This window comes from Bacillus sp. SB49, assembly GCF_000469135.2.
Classification (GTDB): Bacteria; Bacillota; Bacilli; order Bacillales; family Halobacillaceae; genus Halobacillus.
This window is the reverse complement of record NZ_CP048117.1, coordinates 1005029-1017867: the sequence shown is the minus strand read 5'-3', so window position 1 is coordinate 1017867 and position 12839 is coordinate 1005029. Positions and strand designations below refer to the sequence as shown.

Below are 12839 nucleotides of genomic sequence, written 5' to 3'. Positions count from 1 at the left end.
AACACTCCTGTATAGATCAGGAGTGTTCATCGTTCCGGTTGTTAGGAGCCGGGTCCTTACTTTTCTCTTCTTTTTTCTGTTTTTTCAATTTGTCCGTTTCAGGTGCAGGATCATGGTCGTCTTTCTCCGGCTTCTCAGGATTACCTTCCGGACGATCCGCTTTCCCTTGTTTCCGCTCTGGAGATTTGTCTTTATCCTTCCGATGTTCCACCGAAGGTTCTTTTCTTTCCTTCTCCGGCACATTCGGATTGATGTCCCGCCCCTTCACCTTTTCGTCAGGGGGATCTTGCGGTTGCGCGGGATCGGACAATGGTTTGTCAGCATTCATCCCTTCCGGTTCTGTTGGAGAAGTCGAATGAGGATTCTTCTTCTCTACATTCGGAAGTACTGGGATTTCCACAGGGACAACAGACTCTTCGCTGCCTTCAGAAGACTCATCGTCGTTATAAAAGGATTGAATAATTTCTTTATCGTCATCTTCGATGGCTACCGCCTGCGTCTCTGCTTCTTCCTCTGTAGAATCGTCACTCAATCGATCGGCAAGCAGTTCGTTCACCGTCTCTTTGCCTTTCTCTGCCTGACGCCTTAAATCGTCAGGGACAAGGAAAGTCGCTACAGACAAATGTTCTTCCTGCTCTGTTAAGTATTCTTCCATTTCTTCTGCATAATCATGATCATATTCAGACTGTAAATAACTGATTCCAATCAACACTTGATTGGCTTCATTGACATACCCCTTTTCGTGACTTTTATTGATTAAATCAAACGTCACTTCCGAGGCATCTCTCTTCTTCCAATCCCCAAGAGAAGCGACAATCTCTTCCGCTTCTGCATTCTGAGGGGTTATATCCAGCACCTGCATGTGGTCATTCAATTCAAGTTCCACACTCGGATTGATGTCAATATTCATATAGGCATACGCTTGATTGCTTCCGTACCAGGAATAGGCAGGAAACAACGCCAGAAGGAAAATAATACAAAAAATGGCCACTTTCATATGATTATGACGCTTGACACAGGACCAAAGAACCATTCCCTTTCGAGGTTCCACTACAGAGAATTGGACTTCCATTCCGATCTCAGCGCCAGCCATTTTATGAGCACGATGGAACTGGCCATCTTTTGTCATGACAATCATGTAACGTTTGCTCTGCTCCATGACAATACCTTTTCTCACATACCCACCCCTTTCAGATAATCTTTGAGATAAATGTAATCCCCGTTCAATATGAGTACGAGTGCGATGATGAATTTACGGTTCCTTTCCAACGTTTTCTTGCTGACGTCGACTTGATGCACGAGGTCTTTGATAGGCAGTCGGCCTTTCACAATGACCTGGTTTCTCAAATGCTCGTCTTCGAAGACGAGTCGTGCGACCTGGACTGCTGATTCTCTGGCATCCCGGTGCTTCGGCGACACGTCGATCAGTTCATCGAAGGAAAGTTTGTATTTCTTCAATTCTGCTTTGAATTCCAGGATTTCTTCCTTTCGATGCCACGCCTCTGTCTCTAGAATGTACCGATCTTTGGCCGCTGAGATCTCGATAGGATTCTCCATCTGTTCGTCGTCGTGAAAGTCTTCATCCAACGAAGTTACGGAAATCCTTTTCTGTTCATTACGGATATGATCAATAACTTTTCGTTTAATAACGAGACGGGCGAAAGAGAGGAAGGAGCTTCCCTTATCACACGAATAGGACTGGATCGCTTCGTTGAACGCAAGCAGTCCGATACTGAATTCATCATCTCTCGCAGGGTCGATATATCTCTTGCATACTTCAGAAACACTTTTGGCGATGAAAGGTTGATACTGTTTAAGCATTTCGTTCCGCGCTTCGTCATCCCCCTGCTTAGCCGAAGCTACTTGTTCATCCAGGGAGGTGTCGTCATTTTTGGAAAAAAGACGTTTGATCAACCTTTATCACCTCCAGCTACTACTATTTTCGTCTTATTTGTGTCTTTTCTGGGTGTCTCAAACCATTTTTATTTCAATTATGTTACAGCTTTGTATCAACCGGTGTTTCTGAAGTATGCCGTTCGTCAGGCAGGTAAAAAAGTATTGTAAGCAAGCATGACCATTTTACTGAATAAGTGTATGACGTTCCACCACATCTGGTTTACATTTTGTTAAATAAACATTTCAAAAAATAAGTCCTTTGTACCCAATCCACTCCATTATCATCCATGTGAAGAAAGGAATGCACAGCCTGGCATCGCCATTTCCATCCTTGAACACGACTTAACAGTTGGTTTATCTGTGGAAGAACTGGGTTATATCTTAAGTGTATCTATATCGGACATAACAAAAAAACGACTCATAGAAAGGAGGAATCACTTTATGAGAGCGATACTCTTGAATTGCAGTTTGGAAAAAGGCAGCAAAGAAACCGACACGGAGCAGCTCCTTGATGCAGCGGCACGGATTTTCCAAAAAGAAAAAATTGACGTTGAACGGATTCATCTTCGAGATTTCCACATCGAATTCGGAATTACCCAAAAGCTGGATCAGGAAGAAGACTGGCCGTTCATATTCGAGAAGATCTTAGAAGCAGATATCATCCTGCTTGGGACACCGATTACAATGGGGGACAAGAGCAGCCTTGCCTCCCTCGTGCTTGAAAGACTCCAAGGCTACCATCAAATGACGAACCAGAAAGGCCAGGGGGTCTTCTACAATAAGGTAGGTGGAGCGATTATTGCCGACGGTGGCTACGGAGGATCCCAGGCCGCTGCTCAATCCATCCAGTACTATCTGTCGATGCTAGGTTTCACCCTGCCTCCCCACTCCAGTGCCGTCTGCCAAAAGCACGATCACAGCAAAGACCAAATCGACAAAATGACTTATAACCTCATACACTTCGCCGAAATACTAACCTTCCATCCGATTCCCGTTACAGGGAACCGGATCAGAAAACAGGTAACGGCGGAATAATTCCACGGAAAAAAGGAACAGCCGGTTTCTCCTGCTGTTTCTTTTTTCATGGACTTTCCCCTTTTTCCAAATAGTATTCAATGGGAACGGCCAGGCCGACGCGTCCTTCATCCGGATCATCAAGCGTCGCAAACACGACACCGATGACTTTCCCCTCCTGATTCAAAACCGGGCTACCCGAATTACCTCTGTAGACGGGAGCATCCATCATCCAAACCGGGACTTCCCAATTGGAGAGCTGTGTGTACCCGATCAATACTCCTTCATTCGCTATATTAGTGAAGCTGAGGGGATTGCCGATGAAGGATACCTTCTCATTCGTCCTGCCGGCACCTTCCTCCGCCAGTTCCAAATAAGGAAGCCCGGAGCCTTCGATTCTGAGCAGGGCCAAATCGATGTCCGGGTACCTTTTCACTACTTCCGCTTCAAATAACCCTTCCTCGGTGAATGCAACCGCGATCCGCTTTTCCCCTTCGATTACGTGATGATTGGTAAGAATTAGACCTTTTTCTGATACAGCAAAACCAGTACCTCGACTCTCTCCCGCTTCCACGACGACAACCGCTTTCTTTCGGGCGGCAGTATCTTCGTCTGTGGACAATTTCGCTGAGGTGACTAAGAAATCAAGGGCCGGGATCGAGAAAGTATTGGGAAGAACGGCGATGATGTTAATGACCATCACCCCTGCTACCAGCCAGAAAATCCATTTTGGAAACGGACGTTTAGACTGATGGCTTTCTTTTTCCATTCTCGCCTTCTCCCATGCCTTCCGCTTTTCCTCTTGAACCAGCTCGTACAACTCATCCTCATCTATCTCTTCATATAAATCTTCATCTATAATATCTATTTCATCTTTGTCATGCTCTTTCATGAGACGTCCTCCCATGTGCAGCAGTCAAGGCATTCCTTCCTATCATGGAATGCAAGTATCATTGTACCATGAATTACGTAAAAGACGTGCTCATTTATGCAGCTCTCGAAAATTCGACAAGAATTCAGGATTTTTTGTATTACCCGGGAAATATGCCTTATCGCATACTCTTCCCGACCAGGATGACAACAGCTAAGAAAAACACGATCAAGGAGACAAATACGATGGACAGCAGTCTCGATACATTCGCTCTCTTCACTTCACTCCAGCGCACCGGCCGGATACCGCTTATAGAAAAAATGAGGACAGCAGCAAGCAGAATGGACATAATATTAACCGCTACTAATAAGAAAGCTCCGTACGCAGCTTGAAAGGCTCCATCACCAAGAGACATCCCCATTGCGACGGAAGGTGGCAGCAGTGCAACAGCGACCATAACACCGACAAGGTTACCGGACAGGCGATTCAGAAACGCGAGTGCTCCTGCCGCTCCGGAAGCTACCCCTAGAAAAATGTCCAGGATTTCCACCTTTGTCCGCTCCAGATACTGAGCATTATGCATTCCCATATCGGTAAAATATCCGAAAGCCACCGATATGACCAATACAATTGCCACCCCGTACAAGGAGGTCAAACCGGAGATAAGAAGACGCTTATAATCTCCCAGGATCGAACTGAAAGCTACAGCTATGACAGGACCAATCATTGGAGCAATCACCATCGCTCCGATGACCACCGCTTCACTGTCTTTCAAAAACCCAACCGTTGCGACAATGGCTGACAATATGATTAACAAAGTATAATTCAATGTGATTTTACTGCTCTTTTCCACACTATCCATCAGCTCCTGCCGGCTTGCTCGAAGGAGAAGACGTTTCTCCTCCTCCTTCGTCCCCTCATTCTCCCGATCCGCGTCCTCTTCAACTGTTTCCCTGGATATGTAGGTCTGTACGGGAAAAAGCATCGTTTCGAACCCATCAATAACATTGGAAATACTCTCCAAATAATTCAGGATGGACTCGACTTCATTCGTGTCCGTCAGCATCCGAATCAGCTTTCTTTCTTCAGGCTCATCGGAAACCCAATAGGAACGGTGTGTATATTCTTTTAATTTCTGATCAACTTTTTGGAAGTGACGATCAGGAATATAGGCTTCAATCAGTTGCAGACTCATGAGAAATCACTCTCCGATTTTGCATTAATTTCTCATAATGTCCCCCTTATTCCACATACTAATTCCAACTAAGAATAAGAGGCGGGTGAGTAAGAATTGGAGAAACTTCTGTTAAGCACTGAAGAATATAAGGAGACTATGAAGAAGAAATTCAATAATAGTACGGACCTTATCCAGAAGGTCTTCCATATTAAAGGGCAGGCAATTGTCGTCCAGTTCATTTCTTACCTTGTCGACAGAGAAAGACTCGAACGTGAAATCTTAAATGCCCTTACTGCCTCCCCTAAACGCTGGACAAACGATGCCTTGATGAATAAGATACCGATCGCTGCATCGGAATGCGTATGTTCTGTAGATCAAATTACCCAAAAAGTGTTGCACGGAAGTATATCCGTTTATATCGAAGGGGAAAAAGAAGCCGTAATTTTTGCGTTACCAAAACTGGACGATCGAGGATTGAACCGTGCTGAAACCGAGTCTCTCGTGTTCGGACCTCAAGTCTCTTTTACAGAATCATTAAACACCAATTTGAATGTCGTACGTTGGCGGCTGGACACGGACGATCTCGTTATGGAAAAGCTGATCGTTGGAGAAAGAATTCCTTCCGAGGTCCGCATTGTCTACTTAAAGTCGATGGCGGATAAGGAAAATGTAGCTACCTTCCGGGAAAGAATTAAGAACCTGCAAGTAGATCAGATTGAAGATTCCAGCGTACTGGGGCAGCTGATTGAGGACTCCTCCACCAGCGTCTTTCCTCAATTAATATTTACCGAATTACCGGACCGTTTCTGTAATTCGATCGTAAAAGGAAGAGTCGGGGTGATGGTGGATAAAAGCCCGACGATGCTGATCGGGCCTATGTCTTTGTTCAGCTTCTTCGAATCGACCGAGGATCTGTATATGAGGTGGAACATGGGATCGTTCATTCGGATGCTGCGTTTTATTGCCATGGCCATATCCATCATCTTGACACCAATGTACGTTGCGGCCCTCACTTATCATTATGAGATCATTCCGAGTACTCTGCTCGTATCGTTAGGCCAATCGAGAGCTACGGTTCCATTCCCGCCCGTACTGGAAGCACTACTACTCGAAATTCTCATTGAATTGTTAAGAGAGGCGGGAGCTCGACTGCCGACGAAGGTCGGACAAACCATGGGTATTGTGGGCGGTATTGTCCTTGGCCAGGCTGCCGTCCAGGCAGGGTTCACCAGTAATATCCTTATTATTATCATTGCATTAAGTGCCCTTGCTTCTTTCACCGCACCAAGCTATTTAATGGGGACGGCTGTAAGGATCATACGGTTCCCCATGATCATACTGGCTGGAATGTGGGGTCTCGTTGGAATCGTATTCGCCTTATCCTTCCTTATCATCCATCTCTTAAAACAAAAGTCTCTCGGCCGCCCTTACCTTGCTCCAATCTATCCCTTTCAGTGGAGAGACTTTAATGATTCCTTATTCCGGGTACCTTTCCAGAAGAACAGCCGGCGCCCGGTAAGTACCATGCCGCAGGATCCAACGAGATACAACAGCAGTAAAGCCGAAGAGCATAAAGATGTGAAGTCTCCATGAATATTAATATTCGATTAAATCCAGATAAAGCTGTCCATGCCTTCTACGTCTTTTTCATCATCCATACCTGTCAAATCGGTGCAGGGTTAATGGGTGTTCCAAGAATCTTATTTTTGGAGGCAGGAGTGGATGCCTGGGTTTCGGTACTGGTTACCGGTGCTTATATGCATGTGCTTGTCCTCCTGATGCTGACCATTCTTCGAAATTATGAGAACACGGACTTGATCGGTGTCCAAGTCGATTTGTTCGGACCCTGGATCGGCAAAGGCCTCGGTGTCCTGTATATCCTGTATATATTTTTGTTACTGTTGACAGTCATGAAGAATTACATTGAAGTGGTTCAGGTATTTATTTTCCCGCAAATCCCTATATGGCTGATGAGTGCTTTCATGCTGATTCTGATGGTTTACAGCATCCTGGGAGGATTCCGAGTTGTCGTAGGTACCAGCTTTCTCTTCTTTTTCTTAACCATCTGGCTGGTGCTTCCCGTCTATAAACCAGTGACGTTTATGGACTGGAAGCACCTCACCCCTATTTTCATGAGCTCCCCAATGGAGATTCTCGCCGGGGCGAAACAAGTTGCTTATTCTGTATTAGGGCTGGAAATCTTATTTTTCATCTATCCTTACATCCAGAACAAGAAAAAAATTGCAGTGGCAGCTCATGCCGGTGTATTCTTTACGACGATCCTCATTCTGCTGGTGACGGTCGTCTCCATCGGCTACTTCAGCCCGGATGAATTGAAGGAGACCGTCTGGGCGACACTTTCGTTGTTTAAAATCATTAGTTTTTCCATCATAGAGCGCTTCGATTTTCTCGCAGTAGCCTTATGGATGATGGTCATCATTCCGAACGTTGTCCTTTTCGGATGGATCATCATCCACTCTTTGAAGCGGCTGTTCAGCTTCCCCAAGAAGCCGAGCCTCTATATAACAGCATTGATGCTATTCTTCTCCTCTATACTTATCGAAGAAAGAATAGGTATCAACTACCTTACCTCCATCACAGGAGAAGTAGGTTTCTGGGTTGTATTTATCTATCCATGGATTCTATATGTCGGATTACTTCTTAAGAAATTGTTCAGGAAGGGGAAGTCCAATGAAAAAATGGGTCATTCTTAGCATCTCCCTTCTTTTGTTATGCGGATGCATTCCTAAAAGCTATATTGAACAGCTAGGTATTATTACGGCCGTGGGATACGACTTACTTGATGACCAGCGGCTCCGAGGAACAATGGTTATGTATGAATTTGATCCGACGGCTACCGGCACTTCCCAAGTAGTTTCTGCAGAAGCGGAAACATCAAAGGGTTTGCGCGCGGCAACCGATCACATGACAAGTCATAAACTCGTTTCGGGGCAGGTCCGTTTAGAATTGTTCCAAGATAAGCTGGCAGCCAACGGCATGATGAAGTATATGGATACGTTGCAACGGGACGCGAAAATATCCGATATGGGATATTTGGCAGTCAGTACGGTTCCGACAAGCCAACTGCTCCAATCCAACAATTCGGAGGATAAACCTAATACAGGAACGTATATCCAACGCTTAATTGAAAAAAGCATAAAAGATGAAACTATTCCTAATGCTTTAATGACGTTCTTCATGAGGGAATATTACGATGACGGCATCGATCCGGTTCTTCCCGTTTTATCCATGAACCAAAGCAAAGCGATTATTCAGGGGGTCGCTTTGTTCCAGGACGACCGCTTTGTTTCTATATTAAATGAAAAAGATGTCTTTTATTTAATGTTGATGAAGAACGAATTTGAGTTTGGGGAGTTTCAAATAGAGCTGCCGTCCGATTCACTGAATGATCACTTAAAGGAAACGGGAACGATTTCTACAACAAGCGGGAAACTTTTGTTATCCCTTCATGAGTTGGACACCGATAAAAAAGTAAAAGTGACAAAGGGCGATCCCACCCGCTATACGATGGAGATCGATATGAAAGCACGTCTCCTGGAAATCACAAAAGACATCGATTTAAAAGAAGAGAAAGCGATCGAAGCAATCGAAAAAGAATTGGAACAGGCAATAACAAAACGCTTAAAAGAAACGATGGAGATTTTTAAAGAACTGCAAGTCGATCCTGTAGGCTTTGGAGCAGAATATAATTCCAAAAACCGGACGAACCGTGTGAAGAAAGAAAACTGGAAAGATCAAATTCAAGATTTAAACGTTGAATTTAAGGTTAACTTCCGTTTGGTCCGATACGGAATATCCGAATAATAAAGACCGCTGCCATATGGCAGCGGTCTTCATACTTCACGCTATTTTCGTTTATCATCCGCCAGTTTAGGCAGAGGCATCTCAAAGACGAAATAGGATAAAACACGCAGCAGGATCGGGTACAATGCCAATACACCAAGCAGGTCTCCAATCCCACCAAGTAAGTCCGTTAACAACATAAGTCCAGAAAGAACAGCCATTAAAAGAACGGTAATCAGCCCGACTCGACCATTGATTGGTGTCCACGTTCCTGCGATAGTTTTTGTATCCTGCTCCATTTTTTCAAAACAGCGGTAATGATAAGGGCGGATGCGAAACCAGTTTGACGCCGTTACCAGTTCATCCCTATCCCTGATTTCTTTATAGCAGTAGCGACACATGTTTGTTTTCACGAAAGATCTACTCCTGAAATAGATATTTTTTCATCAGCAAACATTCATTGCCACTATCATTATACCGCAAAACATCCATAACTCTAAGCATTAACATTATACCTCGTCCGCTCTGTTCCAAATCATCAAGCGTCGGAAACCACTGCTTTACATCACCGGCCAGGTGATAAGATCTCCAATCAAATCCTCCTCCATGATCCGATATACGAACAATCAATCGCGTATTCAAAAAGCGCAGGTTTAAATAAATAGGATAATGGCTTTTTTTATCATGGCCGTATGTCCACGCATTCCAAACCGCTTCGCTGATGGAAGCATCCACCAGAAGTTGGTCGTGTCCGTAGAACTTCGCTAGATAGGGATAATACCTTCGACGGACGGACTTCAACTCTCTCGGATGTCTTATTTTCGCTTCTATTGATGTCTTCATAATTCAACCTCTCCTCCGCTGAGTCGATGATTGTAAATTAGACCTGAATGATTGGTTCATTCATCTATTCCCTTATCCCCGGGATTTCAAAAGGGGGATTACGGTTATTTTACAAATATCGGAAGACTCAGCAACAGGAGTGAATCATTGGAAAGTGAATATGTCTGACAATCGTGCCTGAACAAATGTCTCCTTCACAGAATTACGGACACCTCTGATGATCAAGTGCCCACCCTTCTCCTGCAAACGTTTATACCCCGTTACCAGAATACCAAGGCCGGCACTGTCCACCACCAGCGTATCTGACATATCTACCGTAAGATAGGTTTCTCCTTTTTCTATCCTATCCAGCATAGCACTGCGAAAGTCAACGATATCTCGAATATCGTCCTTAACAGGGAAACGGATGGCAGCTCCTCGATTAAGAGGCTTGATTGTTCCGTTCATTTCGACGCCCCCTTTCTGTTTCAAATAATGGTGAAACGGTTGCTTCCGTATGTTTGGACGTTTCAAAAACTCTCAATTCATCCGTCAATTCTGTTGCCATCCGGCTCATATGGTCGGATGTTCCGACGATATTGGCTATGGAAGTATTAATTTCCTTCGTACGAAGGTCCATTTCCCTGGAGGAGATGGCAGTTTCGTCGAGAAAATGACCAAGGCTTTTGATTAAGGAGAGAATATCGGCACTCGTTGCCACTTTTTCTCCTGTCACTATTTTAATCTCTTTCAACTCTGCTTCCGACCGCTGGAAGGATTCTTCGATCTGCCGGAGGGAGTCGTCCGCTTGTCCAGCAAATTTCACTCCGTCTTCAATGAGCGCTACGCTTCGCTCCATTTCTTTCGATGCATCAGCGGTCGTATCGGTCACCTGTTTAACAACATCAGCGATTTCTGCAGCTTCCTTCGTGGACTCTTCCGCAAGCTTCCTCACTTCATCGGCAACAACAGCAAATCCTCTACCGGAGTCTCCAGCCCTTGCCGCTTCAATCGCCGCATTCAATGCAAGCAGATTCGTCTGTTCAGCAATGTTTGAAATCGTATCTACCATTCGGTTAATCTTGCTGGAGAAATGATGAAGGTTCTCAATCTCTACTTTCGTTCTGGCATTTTGATTCTTGATCCCATGCATCGTCTCAAGGACAGTTTGTACGGCGCTCTTCCCCTCCTCCGCAGCTTCCACAGTAGCTTCTGACGATTCTCTTGCCAACTCTGCCCTTTGTTTTGCAATCTGGATCAGGGAGGAAAGCTCCAAAAGACTACGCGATACCTCTCTTACTGTCACCTCCCCCTTTTCCGCTAGTTTTTGCAGCATATCCCCCTGTACCATCACCCGCTTGGACTGTTCCTCTACTTCATCTGCGGATGCTGCATTCTCTTCTGATGTCGCTGCTACCGATTCACTGGACTCTTTAAACGTCTGCACGACATTACGAAGCGTAGCGTTTAATCGATTAAAGGTTGCAGCCAGCCTGCCAAACTCATCCTTCGTCCTTATATCCATATCCTTTGATAAATCGATGGTCGACCCGTTCATGGATTTCATATGGGCCTCCAGTTCCTTCATCGGCTTCGAGATAACCTTCCGTATGCCGTAATACACAAAAGCCACCATAATAAACAGGTTGATGAGAATAGTAAAATAGGTTTGAATAAATGCGACGGCCGTTGGACCGAGAGCTTCTGCAAGCTCTGACTGCAGCAGAAAACGCTGGACATACGAAATCGGCGTCCCCATAAGCAGACTGAAGACGGTTGCTGCAACGACAACCAGCATAAGCTTCTTCGCTATACTCCATTGGGTGAATGCCGAACTACTTTTCTCATTCATATGATCAACTCCTCCTAAGACTTATGACTCATTTCCATTATAATAATAAACAAATACCCTATCTTCCTGCAGACAAACCACTTTTCTCTAAAAATTCATAAAATTAAAAAAATAACCCTTCACACCTTTTGGTGCAAAGGGTTATCGGTTATGATTAAACGATAACTTATGATTCATGGATATAGTTTGGTTCTGGATAAGAGGTATCCCTCTATAATTTATCTTCTCTGTTGTTCCTTAATTCTTGTCATCACTTTTTCTTTTGCTTCCTCACTTTGATAACTCTCCATAGCTGAGAGGATCGCTCGTTCTTCCTTCATCAATTTCTGCAGTTCTGCAAGAAAACGCTCGCTCGTCAATTCTTCCTCTTCCAGTTTTAACGCATAGCCCTGTTTTACGAAGGAGTCGGCATTTAAAATTTGGTCCCCTCTGCTCGCTGCTCTGGATAACGGAATGAGGAGCATCGGTTTCTTTAAAGCCAGAAACTCGAAGATGGCATTGGAACCTGCGCGGGAAACGACATAATCCGAAGCGGCGAATAGGTGCTTCAATTCATCTTGCACATACTCGAACTGGGCATATCCCTGTCTATGGATAGTGGAATCTTCGTTTCCTTTTCCACAGATATGGATGATTTGTACGTCCTTCAGCAAGTCGTCTAAGTTTTCACGGATGGCATCATTGATCCGCTTCGATCCCATACTGCCTCCCATGACCATAACGACCGGCTTCTGTTTATGGAATCCACACATCGATAACCCCTTCAAACGGTCACCGGTGAACAATTCTTCACGCACGACGGCTCCAATGAACTCGCCTTTCCCTTCCGGCAGATGCTGCATCGTTTCCGGAAAAGTCGCAAGGATTTTCTTCGCGAACGGGAACGACAGCTTGTTGGCAAGTCCTGGAGTATAGTCCGATTCGTGAATAACCGTCGGGACATTTTTAATTTTTCCCGCCATGACAACGGGAACAGAAACGAATCCACCTTTGGAAAAGATGACATCCGGCTTCCGCTTCGAAAGAATCCGGAGGGACTGCATCAATCCTTTCAATACTTTAAACGGATCCTTAAAATTTTCCTTCGACATATACCTGCGCAGTTTACCGGTGGATATTCCATGATACGTTACGCCCTCCAACGGCTCGATCAGCTGACGCTCAATTCCTTCATAAGATCCAATATAGTCTACATCATATCCTTGTTTTTGGAATTCCGGAATGAGGGCCAGGTTCACAATCACGTGCCCTGCTGTTCCACCACCGGTAAATAAAATCCTTTTATTACGGTTCATATTTCGTTCAACGTCCTTTCTGAGGTACTCAAAAGGTAGGCTGTTCAGCCCCGATATGCTATAATCCTCATGTTTCCTCTAAAAGAATTGTAACAGAAAAGAAGGGGT

The 12839-nt window shown here is 44.8% G+C and carries 13 protein-coding genes; 4 read left to right on the top strand and 9 right to left on the bottom strand.

Annotated features, from left to right (window positions below; translation table 11 throughout):
• Window positions 1–16 precede the first annotated feature (16 nt).
• Entirely contained in the window at window positions 17–1177 is a 1161-nt protein-coding gene (locus M662_RS05200; protein WP_008634617.1) for an anti-sigma factor domain-containing protein, read from the bottom strand.
• Complete coding sequence (sigI, locus tag M662_RS05195) at window positions 1174–1914, bottom strand: RNA polymerase sigma factor SigI (protein WP_008634616.1); 741 nt, start codon at window positions 1912–1914, stop codon at window positions 1174–1176. The genes M662_RS05200 and sigI overlap by 4 nt, the downstream gene beginning before the upstream one ends.
• Window positions 1915–2337: 423 nt before the next feature.
• Between sigI and M662_RS05190 the strand changes: the two genes are divergently transcribed.
• Window positions 2338–2931, top strand: a complete 594-nt coding sequence (locus M662_RS05190) for a flavodoxin family protein (RefSeq protein WP_008634615.1) — start codon at window positions 2338–2340, stop codon at window positions 2929–2931.
• A 46-nt stretch (window positions 2932–2977) separates the two neighbouring features.
• Here M662_RS05190 and M662_RS05185 read toward each other — a convergent pair whose 3' ends face one another.
• Complete coding sequence (locus tag M662_RS05185) at window positions 2978–3802, bottom strand: S1C family serine protease (protein ID WP_008634614.1); 825 nt, start codon at window positions 3800–3802, stop codon at window positions 2978–2980.
• A gap of 157 nt (window positions 3803–3959) precedes the next feature.
• The gene (locus M662_RS05180) at window positions 3960–4976 is read right to left on the bottom strand and encodes a TIGR00341 family protein (RefSeq protein WP_008634611.1); all 1017 of its coding nucleotides are present in this window, start codon (window positions 4974–4976) and stop codon (window positions 3960–3962) included.
• Window positions 4977–5114: 138 nt separating this feature from the next.
• Here M662_RS05180 and M662_RS05175 point away from each other — a divergent pair, with 138 nt between their 5' ends.
• The 3 genes from M662_RS05175 to M662_RS05165 are packed head-to-tail and all read left to right on the top strand — an operon-like array spanning window position 5115 to window position 8783.
• On the top strand, window positions 5115–6551 hold the full coding sequence (locus tag M662_RS05175; protein ID WP_152413327.1) for a spore germination protein: 1437 nt from the start codon (window positions 5115–5117) through the stop codon (window positions 6549–6551).
• The gene (locus M662_RS05170; RefSeq protein WP_008634607.1) at window positions 6548–7672 is read left to right on the top strand and encodes a GerAB/ArcD/ProY family transporter; all 1125 of its coding nucleotides are present in this window, start codon (window positions 6548–6550) and stop codon (window positions 7670–7672) included. Before M662_RS05175 ends, M662_RS05170 begins: the two co-directional genes overlap by 4 nt.
• Complete coding sequence (locus tag M662_RS05165) at window positions 7650–8783, top strand: Ger(x)C family spore germination protein (protein WP_008634604.1); 1134 nt, start codon at window positions 7650–7652, stop codon at window positions 8781–8783. Before M662_RS05170 ends, M662_RS05165 begins: the two co-directional genes overlap by 23 nt.
• Before the next feature lie 41 nt (window positions 8784–8824).
• On the opposite strand, the gene M662_RS05160 is transcribed toward M662_RS05165, so the two are convergent.
• The 5 genes from M662_RS05160 to M662_RS05140 form a co-directional block, all read right to left on the bottom strand.
• Entirely contained in the window at window positions 8825–9175 is a 351-nt protein-coding gene (locus M662_RS05160) for a hypothetical protein (protein WP_026578315.1), read from the bottom strand.
• Between the two features lie 7 nt (window positions 9176–9182).
• Window positions 9183–9605 (bottom strand): ATP-binding protein, encoded by a 423-nt coding sequence (locus M662_RS05155; RefSeq protein WP_026578314.1) that lies wholly within the window; start codon window positions 9603–9605, stop codon window positions 9183–9185.
• Between the two features lie 144 nt (window positions 9606–9749).
• A complete protein-coding gene (locus M662_RS05150; RefSeq protein WP_008634600.1) occupies window positions 9750–10052 on the bottom strand; it encodes an STAS domain-containing protein in 303 nt (100 codons plus the stop codon).
• Entirely contained in the window at window positions 10027–10920 is an 894-nt protein-coding gene (locus M662_RS19735; RefSeq protein ID WP_442858831.1) for a methyl-accepting chemotaxis protein, read from the bottom strand. The genes M662_RS05150 and M662_RS19735 overlap by 26 nt, the downstream gene beginning before the upstream one ends.
• A 734-nt stretch (window positions 10921–11654) precedes the next feature.
• Entirely contained in the window at window positions 11655–12731 is a 1077-nt protein-coding gene (locus tag M662_RS05140) for an undecaprenyldiphospho-muramoylpentapeptide beta-N-acetylglucosaminyltransferase (protein ID WP_026578312.1), read from the bottom strand.
• Window positions 12732–12839: the final 108 nt, after the last annotated feature.